Origin of the sequence: Bradyrhizobium liaoningense (assembly GCF_018130825.1) — a bacterium.
Lineage (GTDB): Bacteria > Pseudomonadota > Alphaproteobacteria > Rhizobiales > Xanthobacteraceae > Bradyrhizobium > Bradyrhizobium liaoningense_B.
The window spans coordinates 26,750-45,285 of record NZ_JAFCJS010000015.1 but is presented as its reverse complement, the minus strand read 5'-3'; the positions used below and the strand labels follow the sequence as shown (position 1 = coordinate 45,285).

Here is an 18,536-nt window from a genome sequence, read left to right as displayed (position 1 = left end):
TTGAATTTCTGGGCAGGCAAGGCTGTTTTGATTGATTTTTGCCGACGGAGGTCTGCATAGGCCGGCACGCGCGTCCGCGCGTGTCGGTTTTTTTCGTGCGCAACCGAAGGCGGCATTCCTGCCTCCTCCCACGTGACTTTGGAATTTTTGTTGTGATTTTTTTGGAGGCTTAGGTCATGGCAGTTTACAAGTACGATCCGTCGAGCGGCGTGTACGTTCTTGTCGACGACTCTCAGTTGATCGCCGATCCCACGCTCGCGGCCATCTCGATCAGCACCGACCAAGCCGATTATGCGCCGGGATCGACCGCCTATTTCACCGCGAACGTCGGCGTCGGCGACACCGTCACCTTTGAAGTCACTGACGTGAATGGCATCCCTGTATCCGGAACGAATGCGCCATGGACGGTGACGGACGGCGGCGCCGGCGATCTCGACAACGTCGCGAACGGCGTCGTTCAGACGAGCTGGAACGTCGGCTTCGACGCAGCCGGCGAGTCCTTCGTGCTGAGCGCGATCGACCAGACCGCAGGCCTGATGGCCACAACCGCCTTTACCGATTCCAGCGGCACCGCGACGACAGACATTTCCTACCAGGTGCAGGTCGATCTTTCGACCGTGGGCTCTACGGCCCAGGTCAATCAGGTGACCATTGAACAGATTCCGGTCGGTTCAACGGGCTCGTCCGGCACCGGTCAGTTTCCGTCGTTCTTGCGGGTCCACAATGCCGGCAACAATAACACCGAACAGGGCTACAACACCGACGGTGACGTCAAGCCCAGCACCGGTGCGCAGGATTTCCAATTCGATCAGGTTGGAGGCAACTTCACCCATTCTGTCCAATTGGGATCGATGGCGATCGTCAACGTCGGCGGGACGGACTACAGGGAATTCCGGCTGGATCTGGGCGAGAACGTCAACAACCTGATCTCCCTGGACGTTCTCAAGCTGTACTATTCATCCAATCCGGCACTCACCAGCTATGATCCGATAGGTGCCCTCGGCGGCACCGACACCGGCTTCGGTGCGGCGGCGACGCTGATCTGGAATATGGATGCAGGTGCCGACGGAGATGTCTCGCTCAAGCTGAACGACCTCTCGTCAGGCAATGGTCATCCGGACTACAGCTTCCTCGTCCCGAACTCCTTCTTCGCGGGGCTTAGCAACAGTTCCTACATATACCTGTATTCGGTCTTCGGTGGGGTGAGCGGCGAGCGGGTCGACGGCACTTTCGAGGAGTGGTCGTACCGGGCGTCCGGCAACGTCACGCCTCCACCCACCCCGCATGCGACGGTCTCCATCGCCAAGGACACTGTCTGCCCGGAGGATGGAGAGAGCGTCGCCGGCAAGACCTTGCTCTCGGGTGAAGACGTCAAGTGGACTTACGCGGTCACGAATACCGGAACGGTGGGTCTGAACAACGTCGTTGTGACCGATGACAACGGGACGCCCGGCACGACGGCCGACGATTTCACTGCGACTGCCGTCACCGTGACTTTCAACAGCCAGGAGTACAACGTCGGCGACGTCAATCATAACGGTATCCTGGATGCCGATGACGCCACAACGACCGGTGTCAACGAAGCCGAAACCTGGCAGTACTCTGCAACGGGGACGACGGTTGCCGGCGCCTACTCGAACACGGGGACCGTCACGACGAGCGCGACAGGCTACAACCCGGCCAATCCGCCCGCCGATCTCAATCCAACCGCATTCGACATCAGCGGCTACACCGGCGTAACGGTGGCTCCCGACTCGATCACCATCAAGAAGGAGGTGTCCGTCGACGGCGGTCAGACCTGGTCCGACGCCAACGATCCGACTGGACCGGTCCTGCTCACCGGGTACGACGATCCTCAGTATCGTTTTACGATCACCAACAATAGCGACGTGTCCCTCGACATTCACCTGGTCGACTCCAAATTGGGAATCGACCAGGTCGTCACCGTTGCCGGCAGCGGCGGGTCCGAACTCGTCGACGCCATCGGTGGTAGTCCAATCACCGCATCCTGGGCGGAAGGGCAGCAGACCAACACCGCGACGGTATCGGCGACCTTCACCGATGACTGTGAAAACACCGCGACCGCAAGCGACTCGGACGACGCCAATTATTTCGGCGCCAACCCCTCGCTGACGATCTCCAAGGACATCATCTGTCCGGATGACGGCGATGTCCTGAAAGCCGATACCAAGATCAACCTGCTCAAGGACTCCGACGGCAAGGTCGAGTATCGCATTACGGTGACGAACACTGGGAACGTCGCGTTTGCGAACCCGGTCGTCACCGACTCGCAGCTTGCGCTGGGGACGCACACGGACACCGGTACCGGGACGGCGGGCGACAACATCCTCGATGTCGGCGAGACCTGGACCTACACCGTGCTCGCCGATTGGGTTGCCGGTGGACCCAACACCAACACGGCGGATGTCAGCGTCAGCTTCACCGACGGTGCGAGCAACACGTTCACCGCCGATCCTTCCGATTCTGCCATCTACTTCGGGCTCGCTCCGCACATCACGTTGGACAAGAAGACGAATGGTGCGGATTCCGCCAAAGTCCTGGTGGGGCAGGTGATCAACTGGACCTACGCGGTCACAAACGACGGCAATGTCGGGCTGACCGGTGTCGGCGTTTCCGACAACAATGGCACTACGGGCACGACGGCCGACGATTTTGCCGCGGCAACGGTGTTTGGATCCAACGCGGATCTACTGGGGTCGGATACGACCCACAACATCGGCGACCTCAACAACAACAACGTGCTCGATGTCGGCGAAACCTGGCAATTCAAGGCGAGCGGAATTGCGGGGGCAACGGCCTACACCAACATCGGCACAGCCACGACCAATGCGGTCTCCGACGATTGCGGTGACTCGACGACGCCCACCGCAACCGATCCCAGCAGCTATACGCCGATCGGCGTGACGTTGGCCGGCCTGACCAAGGGCTATTGGTCGACGCACCTCACGTTGTGGGATGCGACGTCCGGCGACGAAAAAGGCTCCGGCTCGGAGATCAACGTGGTTCCGAAGTACGATTGGGACCACGACGCAAAGATCGGCTCGAACGATCTCAGCACGCTCACGACGAACGGCCCTTCGAGCAGTCTCGGCCTCGTGAAGGGCGCCAACAACGGAGGCGGGGATTCCGGGCTTTTGATGGGCGACCTGAACCATGACGGTCTGGTCACTGGCGAGTCGGGTCATCTGTTCTTTGATCTGGCCTCCGCTCAGATACTCGCGAACAGCCCGGTCTCCGGCGACGCCCGCATCATCCTGGCGAGCCAGGCGGTTGCGGCGCAGCTCAACGAGTACAACGACTATATCTACGATCAGGCGCATGGCGGGCTGGCACCGGGCTTTGATGCATCCCCAACCGGCCTGATCGAGGAGGCGGTGTTGTGGCTGAAGGGGCAGGGTGCCTTCAGCAACGGCAACAGCAAGATCAATTTCTCGACTGCAAATGACCTGGCGTCACCAGCGGTTCAGGCTATCATCAACGATGGGGCCGGAACGGACTACACCTTGAACGGCAGCGCCATCACGTTCAAGAGCACGAGCATGTCCTCGAGCGACGACTCGTGGTCGAAGCTTGCTTCGACCGGATACTCCTATAAGTCGTCCTACATCGCGGCCAATACCGACAGCGATGCCGGCAACGACGTCACCACCACCGTGTATGCAAGCGGCGAGGGGCTGAAGAACGCTCTCGCCGCCTACAACCATGGGCTCGACGGTTCGACTGGCGGCTTCGTGATATCGACGGACGGCAGCCTGATCGGCTGGCAGGACAGCCTTGGCGGCCCGGTCTACGACGTTCAAGCCAATACTGTGGACGCGTTCTGGGGCATCCTGGAAGATCAGAACCTGATTGGCCTGCATCCGATCGCGGGAATCGCCAATCACGCCTAGGCGGGACGAACTACGAAGTCCCAAGCAGGCCCCGCGGCGAAATCGCCGCAGGGCCTTTTTCTTGATCACACGATCAGGCTCCACGATGTCGTGCTCTCGTGAAGCAGCGTCGGCGCGATGCCGACGATGTCCACGATGACCTGCGGCGCCGCGCCGTTGTGCGCGTCGACGACCACGTTGGTGCCGCCCTTCGCATCGGAGACGAAGCTGAGCCAGCCATCGGTGAAAGCATTGCTGCCGCCATAGCCGATCGAGCTGAGCAGCTGCCCCACATTGATGGTGTTGTTGCCCGCCACCCAGTTCAGGATCGTGTCGGTGGTGCTCGAAAGCGCATTGAACATGAAAATGTCGCTGCTTCCCGCGGCTTGCGCCGCGTAGAGAATATCCGCGCCCTTGCCGGTGACGATCGTGTTGTTGCCGAGGCCGGCCTGGATCGTGTCGCCGAAATCGTTGGCGATGATCGTGTCGTTGCCGACGCCCGCCCAGACATTCTTGATGATCGAGGTGGACGCGATCTGAAGCGTCTTGCCAGCGATGGTGTCGGTCGCTCCCGGATTGAGATCCAGGTAGGAGCCGGTGGTCACGGCCGCGGTGTTGATCTGTGCGGTGCCGCTGGAGTCCGTGAGCACGACGCGGTTGCTTCCGGCCATGGTCGCGAATTCGTCGGTGTAGACGTAGGTGGTCGGGGTGGTTGGTGCATCGCCTAGCGCCGTCAGCGTCCAGCCGTTCAGCGTACCGCTGTTGCCTGATGCGCTGTCGGTGACCGTCAGGGTCCACGTGCCCTTGGCGTCGCCGCCCCAGAAGCTGTTTGCGGTGGTCTCGAACACGATCCCGCTGCCGGTGCCGCCCGCGGGATGCGAGGCGAGCGTGGCGCTCGTACCGTCGGGCCCGGTCAAGGTCACGGTGAGGTCGCCGGGGCTTGCGTGCGTGATGTTGAGATCGATCACCATCTTCTCGACCTTGAGCGACGAGGCGAAGGTGATCTGGCTGCTCAGGCTTCCGATGCCGTCCGGAATCGCGGCGTTGTCACCATGCGTCGCCGATTCCGTCGACATGTCGGCGTAGGTCTTCTGGTAGCGCCAGCTTTCGGCAAGCCGAACCGCCGCCGTCGCGTCGACCAGTCCGAAGCCGTAGTCCTCGCTGTAGTGCAGGCCGCCTCCGTTCCAGTCATGGGCACCGTTCACGTGCCAACTGGCGCTGGTCGGGTCGGTCTGTTTGGAGGAATAGGCCAGGATATCCTGAATGTCGCGAAATCCCAGATTGGGGTTGGCCTGCAGCATCAGGGCGATGACGCCGGAGACCGCCGGGGCCGAATAGGACGTGCCGGAGATCGAGATGTAGTCGCCACTGGTGTTGTAGCCGGCGCTGCCGACCCGGTCGTCGCTATACGCGCCCCCCGGTGCCGAGACCAGGAGCGCTGCGCCCGGCGTGCTGAAGCTTGCAACGCGTCCGGTGGGATCGACGCCGGCAACGACGATGGCATACGGGTCGTTCTGGTAGTTGTGGTAGTTGACGTTGTCACCCGAGCTCCGGCCGTTGCCGGACGCGAAGACGATGCTGGTCCCGAGGCCGCCGCGGCCGTACATGACCTCATTGAGGATGGCGGTCCTGGACGACGCGAACGCAGACGAGAAGAAGTTGTCCGAGTAGGCGGTCGTGTAGCCCCAGCTCGCGTTGACGACGTCCATGCCGCTCGAGAGCGCGTGGTTGAAGGCATCGGCAATCTGGCTCGGGCCGCCGCCGGTGCCGTAGCTGATGCGGAAGCCCGCGATCCCGGCATCGTAAGCCACGCCGACAGTGCCGCTGCCGTCACGCGCGGCGCCGATCACACCGGCAACCGTCGTCCCATGACTGTCGGTCGACGTGCCGTAGGCATCGCTCCCGCCGTTGGTCGCGTCATAGTCCAGATTGAAGAGATAGTGCGAATGAAGATCGGTGTTGTTGTAATCGATGCCGTCGTCGATGACGCCGACCTTGACGCCCAGTCCGGTATAGTTCTGCCAGGCCTTGGTGACATTGATGCCGCCGGTGCTACTGGTCAGATTCCATTCCTTGTAAAAGTACGTGTCACTGGGCAGCGTGCTGTTGCCGGTGGGTGGGTTCAGGGTCGGCGACAGGATTGTTACGGCTACAAGTTTCGTGGTCGTGTTTCCCTGCCCGACAGTAGTGCCGGTGCCCGAGGTGCCACTTCCACCCGATGTGCTCCCGCCTGTCGTTCCGCTGCTCGTGGCACCTCCGCCACCCTTTTTCCCGGCGAAGCTTTCCGGACCGCCGCCGTCCGAAGCCGAAAAGCTCATTTCGATGCCATGACCCTGGCGCACCGCCGGAGTGTCCATCGATCCGACATTTGCCGAGGCGATGTTCAGTCCGATGAATTCCCATTCCAGAGCATTTGCATTCGCTTCAGAGAAATTCCCGTACTGATCATTCACGCCCCGCTTGGCCATTGAAGCTCCTTGCCCTGTGCGACGGAAGAAAAAGCGCGCGATGTCGCGCGTCGGTGCAGGGATCGGAAGGCCGCGCGAATTAAAGGCGGGTAAATCGAGCCGTTAAACTGGGATCAGCGGTTCCAGAGCGCTGACGACGGCAGTCCAAGTTTCGCAATCTCTTTAACGGCGCATAAATCGGGTTTTATGTTCGTTACGCCCGCCCTTTCGTGGCAATAGAGCTTGTCTCCCCGGGGAGAGCGCGAAGGAAGCCGTTAAACCATCCACGCAGGGAAGGCCGGACCGTGCGCACTTTCTCCGCACACGGGGTTGCGGGTGCAGCCCGGCGCCCGGTCTTCCCTGCGCCCATTCTTCCGGAAAGGGAATTTTCAGCTCGTGCTCGCGCATGTTGCGCCGCGGAAATGCGAACCATGTCCGCTGTTTGGGTTCGTGCCGGCGTTCCGCTGGTGCCGCCTGCCTACACCCGCTGCATTTAGCCGTGGGTTGGTCAAGATAAATATCGTAAACGCGCAAGCCCCCGTAGCTCTACGGGCAGCTTTACCTTCCAGCGAGGATTATTTCGCAGGGCCGGCGGCTGTGCTAAAGATTGTGATCGATTAGACAAGAATTGTAACGGCTGCCAGTAGGTCTTTAATTCCGCCGGGCGTTGTCGCTCCGGCGTCATTTTTGATTAGGGGGGCGGGTCTCCGCCGGATTTTGTGAACGCGCCTTTCAAAAGGCCGGACGAGCTCCGGCGCCTGCTGCAGACATGCCAGGGTTATTTCGTGACGGCTGGCATCTTCAGCCTTGCCATTAACCTGCTGTACCTCGCCGGCCCGCTCTACATGCTGCAGGTTTATGACCGCGTGATCTCGAGCGCCAGCGAGATCACGTTGCTGATGCTCACGATTGCGCTGCTGCTGGCGTTCGTGGCGCTTGCCGGGCTGGACGCAGTTCGCGCAAGAGTGCTGACCCGCGCCAGCATCCGCCTCGACCGGAAGATCGCCTCACGGGTGATGACGGCAATCATCGATCGTTCCGCCGGCGCGGGCGGCGCCCGCAGCCAGGCGCTCCGCGATTTCGATACGTTTCGCCAGTTCGTCACGGGGACCGGCATCCACGCGATCTTCGATCTGCCCTGGGCCCCCATCTACATCGCGGTGATCTTCGCGCTTCATCCGTTCCTGGGGGCCTTTGCGCTGGGGTGTTCGGTCATCCTGGTGCTGATGGCGCTGCTGAGCGAGTGGCTGGTGAAGCTGCCGCTCACGGAATCGAACGAAGCCGCGGCGCGCAGCTACAGCTTCACCGAAATGAGCCTGCGCAACACCGAGGTCGTGCGTGCCATGGGCATGACCGGCGGTCTGCTGCGGCGCTGGAGTCGCGATCGCGACCGGATGCTCGAGCGCCAGGTCGCGGCAAGCGACCGCGCCGCCGCGATCCAGAGCCTGATCCGTTTTCTGCGCCTCGCCATGCAATCGCTGATCCTGGGGCTGGGCGCATATCTCGTGATCGAGCGGGTCACGACGGTCGGTTCGATGTTCGCGGCCAGCATTCTGCTCGGCCGCGCGCTGCAGCCGGTCGAGCAGATCGTGGGCTCCTGGCGCGGTCTTGTCTCGGCGCGTGCTGCGTTCCTGCGCATTCGCGAGCTGCTTACGGCGCATCCTCTTCTCGATGCCGGCCTCACGCTGCCGAGGCCCAAGGGGCGCGTCTCGGTGGAGGCGCTCACCTTCGTTCCTCCGGGGAGCTCCAAGGCCATTCTGCGCGGCGTTGCCTTTGCCGTAGAGGCGGGAGAGGTGCTCGGGGTCATCGGCCCATCCGGGGCCGGGAAATCGACCCTGTCGCGCCAGCTTGTCGGCGTGCTGACGCCTTCGGCCGGCGCCGTGCGGCTGGACGGCGCCGACGTCTCGACCTGGGTCAAGCGGGCGATCGGCGACCATGTCGGCTACCTGCCTCAGGATATCGAGCTGTTCTCGGACACGATCGCCGCCAATATCGGCCGCTTTGACGAGGGAAGCGACAAGGACGTCATCCTCGCCGCCCAGCTCGCCGGCGTGCACGAAATGATCCTGAGGCTTCCGCACGGTTACGACACCCAGGTCGGAGAAGGCGGCGCTATTCTGTCCGGCGGCTTCCGCCAGCGGATTGGCCTCGCCCGCGCCGTCTATGGCAGCCCGAGCCTCGTCGTGCTCGACGAGCCGAGCTCGAACCTCGATGCCGAAGGTGATGTCGCTCTGGCAGATTGCATCGTGCAACTGAAAAAGGGCGGGACGACGGTTGTCATCGTCTCGCATCGGCCGGCGACCATCGGGGTCGTCGACAAGATTCTCGTCCTCAGAGATGGCGTCGCCGAGATGTTCGGGCCTCGTGCCGAGATCATGGCGCGGCTGACCCGTCCTGTCCCCGTGCACGCCGTGCAAGGCTCCAGCAGCTAGGCTCGCCCAATGGCCATTCTAGATGGAACACCCAAGAATTTCGCCGCTGTTGGCAGCCGGGCCGGTCATTCCGCCGGGCCGCCCAGCGACTCGATCAGGCGTATCTCTCTCGCCGGCTGGGTCATTATTGCCGTATTCTTCGGCGGGATTGGTGCGTGGGCGCTGACCGCGCCGCTCAACGGCGCCGTTGTCGCGAACGCGGTCGTCAAGGTTGACGGCAATCGCAAGAGCGTCCAGCACCTTGACGGCGGCATCGTGAAGGAGCTGCGGGTCAGGGAGGGCGACAAGGTCCGCTCCGGTGACCTCCTGATCGTGCTGGATGAGACCCAGGCGCGTGCTGAATACGAAGTTCTGACGCAGCAATGGGCCGTGCTTCGTGCCACGGAGGTTCGGCTCCTGACCGAGCTCGATCACGGCTCCGAGCTCGTGATGCCGTCGGATCTGAAGGCGCGTTCCGAAGATCCCTATCTCAAGAGCGTCTGGAACGGGCAGGTCAGCCAGTTCGAGAGCCGCCGGGCCGCGCTGGAGGGACAGCGCAGCGTCATCCGCGAGAAGATCAACCAGCTCGGCTCGCAGATCGTCGGCGCCCAGGCGCAGGTGAAGTCATTTACCGACCAGATCAACTCCGTTCACAGCGAGGCGCGGGATATCGCGCCTCTCGTCGAGCGGGGCCTTATCGCGCGCCCGCGTATTCTGCAACTGGAGCGTACCGCCTACGGCCTCGAGGGCCAGATCGCGGATTCGAACGCCAACATTGCCAAAGCGCGCCAGGCAATTGCCGAGCAACAGCAGCAAATGGCGCAGCTCGACAATGACCGAATGACCGACGTGACCAAGGACCTTCGCGACACGCAAGCGAAGATTCTGGAGGTCATCCCGAAGGCCATGAACGCCAAGGCGGTCCTGGGGCGCATGGAGATCCGCGCGCCCTACAGCGGCCAGGTGGTCGGCCTCAACGTCTTTTCAGTCGGCGGCGTCATACAGCGCGGCGACAAGATCCTGGACATCGTCCCGGAGCTGGATGGGCTCACGATCGAAGCGCAGGTGGCGGTCGAGGACATCAGCGACGTGCATCCCAACACACGTGCGGAAGTTCACCTCACGGCTTACAAGCAGCGGATCGTGCCGATCATTCATGGCGACGTCATCCAGGTCTCGGCAGATCGTCTGACCGACCCCAAGAGCAACAACCCATACTACACGGCCTTCGTGCGAATTGATCAGGACGAGCTCGCGGCCATGCCGAACATCAGGCTCTATCCGGGAATGCCGGCAACGGTCATGATCCCGACCGTCCAGCGCACGGCATTTGAATATCTCGTCGGCCCGTTGATCATGTCGTTCAATCACTCCTTCCGCCAGAAATAGGAAGCATGGGCCCGGTCGAGCTCGCACGGGCCATCAGCTCGCGGCGCCGACGCGTTAAAGCCCCGTTTATGATGCGCCATGCCGTTGTTGTGCTGCTGTTCAGCCTGCTTGCGGGGTGCGGCGGAACGCGACTGGCGCTTCAGAGCGAAAGCGAAGATTCGTCGGTGAATCTTGCCGAGACGCTTGCGGACTGCCGCAATGCATTTCCCGATCAGAGCGCGCAAGCCGTTGCGCGTGCCGATTGCATCGTGAAAGCAACGGAGCTCTTGGTCCGGCCCGGCTTGCCATTTCCGGAGCTGCTCGACCGCGAAAATGCATTGCGCAAAGCGCTCGCCGTCCAGGTCGCGGCCGGCAAGGTGTCGCTGCTTGAACGAAATGACCAGATTGCGAAGGCGCACAGGGCCATCGTGGCGGAAGAGGCGGAAAGGCTGAGAGGAGCGCCGTCGGAAGGCGGGCAGGGACGCGGCCCGTTAGCCGTGGTTCAGTGGCGGGCTTCCAATTCGGATGCGTGTGCCCGGCTCGGGGGCAATTCTCAGAATTGCTATTGAACTCGCTTGGCGAGGCGGCAGCGAAATCCTGGTCCGCAAGGGCAACGCAGAAAACCTGCCCGCGTCGCTGTAGGACTATTTGGCTGCAGGACTACTTAAACGGGTCGTCGATCGACGCGGCTGACTGCCTCACGCGTCGAACGCCGATGGGAGAGCCGTCCGACACGAACAGCAGTTCATAGCTCTGCCCCCGCGAGTCCGTTGCACTGCAGGTGACACTCGAGACCCGTCGCGCGGCAAAGTTGCCGAACTGGCGGCAGATGCCGGTCGATGCCTCCTCCGCAGGCACCGGCAGCCCATGGACTTTCGGCCGGTGCTTTGAATTCAACAGCATCCGATCGATCGGAAGCTCGTAGGAATTGTCGTCGAAGCGCTTTCCCTTCTCGCCGGAGAAAGACACGACGTGGCCGTCGTCCGCCGGATCCTCGATGGCCACCGCGAAGCTCACACGTCCGGCTTCGTTATGGGCGTAGGCGACGGCCTTGCAGGCGTAGCTGCGACCCGCGATCTTGAGGGTCGTGCACTTGCCGGACATGTGTGCAAGGATGTCGATCAGAGGCTGACGATGCTCGATGCGCTTGGGAGCGTCGGGACTTTGCTCCGCTGCCGGACGGGGCCCGGCCGTCTGCGCGGCGCAAGGAGCCGCAAGAGCAAAAAGCGCCCCGGTCGACAGCAACAGCCCGGACCGCATCCGACATAAAAAACGCCGCCAAATGCTCACGCAATCCCCTCTGCCGGGCCGTGTCCCGCGACGAAGAAAAGCCCGTCCGGCCAAACTCTTACCCCGCTCAATCCGGCGCATAGTGACATTGGAGCGATCACCGATCAATCGAGTGAAGGAGCGGCGGGGACTGTCTTGCCTGTTTACTTAACGCCGCCGAGGCATTACAGGGCCGTAACCGGCCAACCTTTCCCTCGGCGGAGCGGCCGTCCGCAGCCCGGGTCACCTGTCACGCCAGCGTCGAGCTATGGAGTTAGGAACGTGTGACGCCGAGCGAAATTGTCTTTCCAGTTTGTGGCTCGGACCTTGCATACCCGGCCGGCTGAACGAGACCGAAGAGGGCAGTTGGGCTGACCGATTGCACGGGATTGCAACGAACCGCACCGGTTTTCTGAAGGCGAAATCCTATGGATCGATGATTGACTTGAAAACGAACGAGACCGTAATCTCACCTACCTGTGGTCGTTAACGTTGATTCCCACACATGCAAATGGAATTTACAGGTGCCTAAATTAAAGAACAAGACGATTGCCAACTTCGGTTCGCGCTTGAAGCAGCTGCGCGAGGAGCGGTCGATGACCATCACCGAGCTGGCCAGGCGGATTGACGTGACGCCCCCCGCGATCTGGCATTGGGAGAAGCGCGGCAGGGTGCCCAAGCCCGCCACCATAAAGGCCGTGGCAAGGGTGCTTAACGTCAGCGCTGAGTTTCTCGAGGACGGTGTTCACCTTGTGAATACTCAGGATCAAGCTCCCTCGGATCAGCTCTCGCTGCGGCCGGACGAGATGAGCCTCGAACAGCTGATCCGCGCCATCGAGGCAAAAGGCTTCCATGTCCGGATCTCTTCGGCCAGCGATCGGGAAATCTAGAAGGCGAAGCGCCGTATCTCGGCCGGGGATATCGGCGAACAACGCCAGGCTCCTTTACCGGCGTTTATATCGGAATTCACGAAATCGACCAGGCTGCAATTGACGCGGGGGGCTCGCCTGGCGCCAAACGGCTCCGTCAGTCGGGCAACCCTGGATGCTGCGCGCTTGCGGGCGCCTTTCAACCGGGGCTGCGCTTTCCCGGAGTTATTCAGAAGGCGCACACCCGGCGAGCGGAGGCAATGATCGTCGGGGTGTCGGGTTTGCAACCACGGTCGCGTTTCAACCTGAATCGATTTCACGCGTAGTCGATGAGCTATGATTGCCAGCGGCGCTTGTGGCCAAGTTGGGTCCGTGACATAGTTTCGCAGTTAAAGCCAATTTAATCCCCACGTAAATTTCGTTTCAGCCGCCAACGCGTCATTCGAGGCGATGCAATGAACAGAAATTTCAGCACCCTGAGCATTTGGAATCTGGCCCGTCCTCCGTCGCGTGTTGTCGACGACACCGGCACCCGAGTTCTCCTCGGCAGGCTCGCGCCGACGAAGTCCTGAAGCTGCGCGCCTTCCTCGCCAATGCCCATCGCGCGCCTGTCCCGACGCGCCATGCCGGATCACCACGTCTGCCGCGCTCGTCGCTCGCTGGTCGGCGGCAGCTGACCAGGACACTCGGGTTCTCATGCGCTCTGTCATGTTGCGAGGAACATCATGCTCGGTCGCCTTCGAAAGCTTGTTTTCCACATTCGACACCGCACTCCCGCAGCCCGCTTTTCCGACAGCATTCGCCGCGTCAACCGCCTGGCGCGCCTCATGTCCTTGATGCAACGACGACCCTCTCGTAAAGCCGGGCGAGACTGACGATGCCGGCCGATCCTGACGGAAGCAGCATTGCCGAGCGGGAGACGATCGTTCGTCGACTGTTGCGGCGCGTACCCGGACGAGCCGGTCGCTCGCAACGGCCGGCACCAGAGGTCCCGTTCGGCCGCGAGAGCGACCCCAATCGTGAATTTGATGAGCGCCAGACCGGCAGCGAATTGGGTTGGTTGCTGGGGGCGTTATCCATTTTCCTCATCGTCCATGCAGTCTGGACGAGGCTCGGCACTTCATAGGCGGACCGCGAGGGGCGGTACCCTACGGGGTTCCACGAAACAGGAGAATCGGCTTAGCTTCGTTCGAAGCGTGTATCCGTAGAGGATCGACGGAGCAGCGTTTGGACGATCTGGAGCGCAAGATTGAGCTGCTCAAGAAGTCGCTGGCGGCGACATGGAGCAGTCTCGCCAAATCCTCCATTCCCGCTGACGACAAGTGCCAGATGCGCGCCCAGGCAAGGCGTTGCAGCGAGGAGCTGAGGCGCTGCCTCCTGATCGCCGAGGCCAAGCACACACGCGAGCACGCCAAGGCCCTGTCCGATCACGAGGGGCGTACGTTGCCAAAACCAAACTTCCGTTTTCTCTCGACCGGGGCCGCAACGGAGCCGGCTGATCCGGGATAAATGACCCTTAAAGGGAAGGAAGCTATCCAAGCCCGCACCATTAAAATGGCATAAAGCCTGACCCAATTAGCGGGCTGCGAAACCGTCCGGAAACTCGTTTCCCCGATTGCCGACATCGCGCTGAAACGTTGCCGGGCCAGTCTGTCCTTGCTTCGAGCGATGGGGATTCATCATGTGGGCAATTCTTAACGACCTGTACCGCGAATATTGTCTGGCACGCATGACCGAAATGCGGAAGCTCGAGCTCACACACTGAGGGAAGGCGACGCGAGCAGTTTGACTGCGCGCTCTTATCCCATGACCAGGTCAAGTTACTTGGGTTTTGGCCTGGGCGGGTCGACCGGTGCGGATCAGGATCGTTCTTCTCACGCAATTTGTCTTGACAGGCTGGCGACGCCAACCGCCGCCTAAACGCCTGCCGTGGCCGATTGTGGCGCGGGCTCGCGTCGCCACCACGAACCGGCACGCGCAAGAATCAGTATCGAGACGATGAGGGTCGCTCCCAGTCCCGTTGGCGTGCTCGTAAGGAAAGTGAGAACGAGTACGAGCGTGCCGGCCAGCGCAGGCAGCTCGTAGCTCCGGAAGCCGCTCCTCAGTCCTACGCGAAACAGGAAGGCGATGGAAATCGTGAGGATCAACATGTCATAGATGGCGATATAAGGCGTGACCAACAGCGTGCCTGCGGATAGGGCGGCCGCCTTCAAACCATAGGGTACGCGGCTGCGCCACATCAGCACGAGGACCAGCGTCGTGCTCACAACGAGGATGAGCTGGAGGGCCCAGGCCAGCTGTTCGGTGCCGCCGAAATGACGCACCAGAGAGTAGAGGCTCATCAATTTCCACCAACTAAACCTACCATCGACCAAGATCACATTCGAGGAGTGCGACAGCCAGTAGAAAAATGCCAGCCAACTCGCAGTGCCAAAGGCGAGTGTGGAGATGAGCAACATCGCGATGGTCGTCACGGTGGCGCTAATGAATACGCGCCAATGTCCCGCCGCCATGAGCACGATGGGAAACAGCAGCCCAAATTGCGGTTTGTAAGTCAATAGACCAAGGCAAATGCCTGCGAGCCCCGGGCGCACCGGAATGAGATAGAGCGTGCCGCCAATCAGCGCAGCGGTCAAAAATCCGGTCTGTCCGACCAGCGCGTTGAAGAAAACGATCGGTACGGCGAGTGCGAGCAGTACGCCGAGGTTGTGACCGACGATTGCCCGCACGACGGCAACATACGGCACTAAACTGACAACAACCCACCCGAGGTACGCTGCACCATAGGGCAGCAGCGCCATCAGTGATGCGACGAAGAGGAATGGTGGCGGGTAGTGCCAGGGGAAGGTACCGGCGAAATCCTGTCCAAGCGCCGCAATTTCGATTTGCCGATGGATGTCCCAGTCAAAGGCTTGTGCCGGCAAGCCATCGAGCACAAGGCGCCCGGCGGCCCAAAAGCTGACGAAATCCACCGGAATGCCGAATCCATCGCCATCGTAAATCCATACCCGCGAAATGTAAGCGATCAGGCAAGCCGTCAGGTTCGCCGCGGACAGCACAAAAAGCACTGCAAAAAGCATTTTCCGGGACGAAGCGGGGACCTTGGTTTGGGCCGAGGCGGGTTCGTGGGAAGAGCAAGCCATGGCCAGGTCCGGTGCTCTAGGAAACAATCGGAGCAGGGCGCATGCCCTGGAGCCCGCGGATGGCGTTGCGCGCGGGCAAAGGAGAGCGTGAAGCCGCTACGGCAAAAAACGGCAGCGTACCATATGAAAAACGCGTCGGCGCCGTCGGGCGGAAACTGTTGAAAGGGGGCCAAAGCGACGGTCGTGCCGGCCACGCCACGAAGCCCGTCAGTGTTCTCGGTTCCGGCCGCGGGCCGCCGCTCCAAGTCTTCCCGGACTCCATTCAGCCCTTCCTGCGGTATCGTCAGGCCACGCGATCCATCTGCTGCTATCGATGATGATGGTGAGGCGATTAATCAGTTTGAACACTTGACGTTGCTTCCACGAGCCTAAAATGACAATGATTGGCTTTCAAGGACGCAAAACATACCGGTTAAGCATTGGTTCGCAACACATGGATGCGAATAGCGTAAAGACAGAGAGCCTTCCGCGTAGTGATCATCTTCGGGCCTGGCTGCCGTTGATCCTCGCCACAACGGCCTATTTGATTCTTATCGGCAAGATCGGCGAGATATTACGTGATGCCGATACCTATTGGCACGTTGTGGTCGGCGAATGGATTATTGATCATCGCGCCGTACCTTATGTTGACCCCTTTTCCTTTACGAAGCACGGCGCGCCCTGGATCACCAGCGCGTGGTTGTCAGAAGTCCTGTATTTTCTTGCATTCAAATTGGCAGGGTGGCTCGGCCCTGCGCTTCTAGCTGCGTTGGCGGCTTCTACGGCGTTCTTCCTGCTTGCCCATTGTCTTCTTAAGAGACTGTCGAACGTGCCGGTCACGATCCTGGTGAGTGCCGGCATAGCCATGACGGTGCACCACATCCTGGCCCGGCCGCATGTATTGATTTTTCCACTGATGGTGCTGTGGGTCGACGGTCTGCTTCGGGCTACCGACGCGCGACGGACGCCTCCATGGACCTATCTTCTGATCATCACGCTATGGGCGAATCTCCACGGAAGCTTCACGTTGGGCATCGCCATGATCGCACCGTTTGCCCTTGAGGCGATTTGGAACGCGGACAAATCGTCCCGCCTGACGGTCGCGCTGCATTGGTTCCGATTTGGGGTGTTGGCGCTTGGGGCCGGCTGTGTGACCCCGTATGGGATCGAATCCATCCTGGTTACAACACGGATCTTGAGCCTTGGGTCGGTCCTCTCGACAATTGGCGAGTGGAGGCCGATTGATTTCGGCTCTCTACACCCGTTTACGGTTTGCCTGCTTGGTGGTGCTGCCTACGCGCTCTACAGCGGGTTCAAGCTGCCTTTTCTCAGGATGGCCGCACTGCTCGCGCTCGTCTACGAAACTCTCGCTCACCAGCGCTATGTCGACGTGTTCGCGATGGTTGCCCCATTCCTGATTGCTGACCCGTTGGCGCAGCATGTCTTGCGGCAGGAGCACCGGAAGGCGATTCCGGTGAGGACGACGCACCTCATCACGTTTTTTGCGGTCGTATCGATCGTGACCGGTGTGATCCTTGTGACGAAGGATCGATCGCTGCCGCTTGTTCCGGGTGCTGCAGTGGAGAAGCTCAAGGAGCGAAAGGCAGAGCGCGTCCTGAATGATTACTACTTCGGCGGCTATTTGATCTTCCAGCGCATGCCGACATTCATCGATTCGCGCGCCGAATTGTATGGTCCGGAATTTCTCAGCCGCTACATGCGGGTCCTCTCGCTTGAGGATATCCCGGATTTCATCAAGCTGCTCGATGAATACAAAATCGATTCGACACTGCTCTTCCCGACGACCCCGGCTGTCGGTCTGCTCGACCGGTTGCCTGAATGGGAACGCGCGTATTCCGACGACGTGGCTGTCGCCCACGTTCGGCGCAGGCACCCGGAAAGCGTAGCGACCTCGAAATAGGGGCGTCCACGGAAGTTCGCCCAGCAAAAGGACCGATGGCTGCGCAAGGAAGCGTCCGTCCGTCTCCAACTGATGCAATCCCAGGTTTGTGACGGCGTCGGAGTTGTAAGGCCGCTTTATTGGCGCATCGGAGAATTCGGCCTCTGCGAATTCGCGCTGCGGATCAATTCGGAATAATAAAAAAAGTTCGAAAATTAAAAAATCCGACAAGACCGCTGACGGTTCTTTTACGGCAAGCGCAAAGTTCTGGCTTCTGAGTTAGGAGTGCCTCGGTAGCCGGCAGGGAGCGGCAAAAAGCGGCAAATCGCCTCCTTTTATGGTTCCAATCACCGTAGGAATACAGGAATAGCCCTTATGGAGTAAGGTTAATAAAGGATTAGCAGGTGACAAGATTTACGTTCTGTATATAAATTTTAAATTGTTGGCTCAGGCTTTCATCGGCCGACGCACCCTCAGGTTTTAATCTTAGTAGAAGGAATTTCCCATGTTGAAGCTTTACATCAAGACCACGGAAGCCCTGAAGCGCCTGCGGGCCGACAACGGCGGCGTGGTGTCGTTTGAGTACGTCATCGTTGCCGCTTGTGTCGTCGCCGCGGTCGGTCTTGCGTTCGGTGCCGGCGGAAGCGGTCCGATCTCGGCCGCCCTGAGCAGTGCAATCTCGAGCATCTCCGCGAAGGTCATTTCGGCGGTCGGATAAGCGATTGATCGGGACTAGAAGACGGGGTCAGTGAATTGTGGCCCTGTCTTCTACGGCTCGAGCGCGACTGCTTCGTGGCCATGTCGGTTGAACCAATTGTGCCACCAGCCAGTCTACCGTTGAAGACCTCGTCGGCAGACATTCCGATAGGGTGATCCATGGATGGTGCGAGCTGACGTCGTTCGTTCCGAACCAGGGCGGCCACGGCGTTGAACTCAACTGAAGAGGTGTCACGTGTTGAGGCATTTTGTCGAAGTCAGTGAAGCTCTGAAGCGTCTTCGCGAGAACGAGAGGGGCGTGGTGTCGTTCGAGTACGTCATCGTTGCCGCTTGTATCGTCGCCGCGGTCGGTCTTGCGTTCGGTGCCGGCGGAAGCGGTCCGATCTCAGCCGCGCTGAGCAGTGCAATCTCGAGCATCTCTGCGAAGGTCATCGCTGCCGCCGGATAGTATGGCGATTGCTTCAGTGAGTTTCACTCGATGATGGATTGGACGCTGACTATATATTTTTCCGGTTTGGCGTTCAGCCCATCAAGGTTGCATTG

At 60.7% G+C, this 18,536-nt stretch carries 13 protein-coding genes; 10 read left to right on the top strand and 3 right to left on the bottom strand.

Annotated features, from left to right (window positions below; genetic code table 11):
* Nucleotides 1-176: 176 nt before the first annotated feature.
* Nucleotides 177-3,911 (top strand): beta strand repeat-containing protein, encoded by a 3,735-nt coding sequence (locus JQ603_RS37110; protein WP_212348298.1) that lies wholly within the window; start codon nucleotides 177-179, stop codon nucleotides 3,909-3,911.
* Between the two features lie 65 nt (nucleotides 3,912-3,976).
* On the opposite strand, the gene JQ603_RS37105 is transcribed toward JQ603_RS37110, so the two are convergent.
* Nucleotides 3,977-6,358, bottom strand: coding sequence for a S8 family serine peptidase (locus JQ603_RS37105; RefSeq protein WP_212348295.1), 2,382 nt, complete (start codon nucleotides 6,356-6,358; stop codon nucleotides 3,977-3,979).
* Between the two features lie 698 nt (nucleotides 6,359-7,056).
* Between JQ603_RS37105 and JQ603_RS37100 the strand changes: the two genes are divergently transcribed.
* From JQ603_RS37100 to JQ603_RS37090, 3 genes are read left to right on the top strand one after another with little or no spacing between them, the layout of a single operon-like run.
* Complete coding sequence (locus JQ603_RS37100; protein WP_212348292.1) at nucleotides 7,057-8,769, top strand: type I secretion system permease/ATPase; 1,713 nt, start codon at nucleotides 7,057-7,059, stop codon at nucleotides 8,767-8,769.
* A gap of 9 nt (nucleotides 8,770-8,778) precedes the next feature.
* Complete coding sequence (locus JQ603_RS37095; RefSeq protein WP_212348289.1) at nucleotides 8,779-10,137, top strand: HlyD family type I secretion periplasmic adaptor subunit; 1,359 nt, start codon at nucleotides 8,779-8,781, stop codon at nucleotides 10,135-10,137.
* Nucleotides 10,138-10,142: 5 nt separating this feature from the next.
* Nucleotides 10,143-10,685 carry a hypothetical protein gene (locus JQ603_RS37090; protein WP_212348286.1) on the top strand — a complete coding sequence of 181 codons (543 nt, stop codon included), beginning with the start codon at nucleotides 10,143-10,145 and terminating at the stop codon, nucleotides 10,683-10,685.
* 91 nt (nucleotides 10,686-10,776) lie between these two features.
* On the opposite strand, the gene JQ603_RS37085 is transcribed toward JQ603_RS37090, so the two are convergent.
* Complete coding sequence (locus JQ603_RS37085; RefSeq protein ID WP_433996673.1) at nucleotides 10,777-11,361, bottom strand: hypothetical protein; 585 nt, start codon at nucleotides 11,359-11,361, stop codon at nucleotides 10,777-10,779.
* 503 nt (nucleotides 11,362-11,864) lie between these two features.
* Here JQ603_RS37085 and JQ603_RS37080 point away from each other — a divergent pair.
* The 3 genes from JQ603_RS37080 to JQ603_RS37070 all read left to right on the top strand — a co-directional run bounded on the left by JQ603_RS37080 (nucleotide 11,865) and on the right by JQ603_RS37070 (nucleotide 13,763).
* Nucleotides 11,865-12,275, top strand: coding sequence for a helix-turn-helix domain-containing protein (locus JQ603_RS37080; protein ID WP_349630778.1), 411 nt, complete (start codon nucleotides 11,865-11,867; stop codon nucleotides 12,273-12,275).
* An 856-nt stretch (nucleotides 12,276-13,131) separates the two neighbouring features.
* Entirely contained in the window at nucleotides 13,132-13,380 is a 249-nt protein-coding gene (locus JQ603_RS37075; RefSeq protein ID WP_212348277.1) for a hypothetical protein, read from the top strand.
* Between the two features lie 101 nt (nucleotides 13,381-13,481).
* The gene (locus JQ603_RS37070; RefSeq protein WP_212348274.1) at nucleotides 13,482-13,763 is read left to right on the top strand and encodes a hypothetical protein; all 282 of its coding nucleotides are present in this window, start codon (nucleotides 13,482-13,484) and stop codon (nucleotides 13,761-13,763) included.
* A 407-nt stretch (nucleotides 13,764-14,170) separates the two neighbouring features.
* On the opposite strand, the gene JQ603_RS37065 is transcribed toward JQ603_RS37070, so the two are convergent.
* Entirely contained in the window at nucleotides 14,171-15,397 is a 1,227-nt protein-coding gene (locus JQ603_RS37065) for a glycosyltransferase family 87 protein (protein ID WP_212348271.1), read from the bottom strand.
* Between the two features lie 373 nt (nucleotides 15,398-15,770).
* Here JQ603_RS37065 and JQ603_RS37060 point away from each other — a divergent pair, with 373 nt between their 5' ends.
* From JQ603_RS37060 to JQ603_RS37050, 3 genes are all read left to right on the top strand, one after another.
* Complete coding sequence (locus tag JQ603_RS37060) at nucleotides 15,771-17,297, top strand: hypothetical protein (RefSeq protein ID WP_245004127.1); 1,527 nt, start codon at nucleotides 15,771-15,773, stop codon at nucleotides 17,295-17,297.
* Nucleotides 17,298-17,781: 484 nt separating this feature from the next.
* On the top strand, nucleotides 17,782-17,994 hold the full coding sequence (locus tag JQ603_RS37055; RefSeq protein WP_212348269.1) for a hypothetical protein: 213 nt from the start codon (nucleotides 17,782-17,784) through the stop codon (nucleotides 17,992-17,994).
* A 234-nt stretch (nucleotides 17,995-18,228) separates the two neighbouring features.
* Nucleotides 18,229-18,441: a hypothetical protein gene (locus JQ603_RS37050; protein WP_212348266.1), complete on the top strand. Its 213-nt coding sequence runs from the start codon at nucleotides 18,229-18,231 to the stop codon at nucleotides 18,439-18,441.
* Nucleotides 18,442-18,536: the final 95 nt, after the last annotated feature.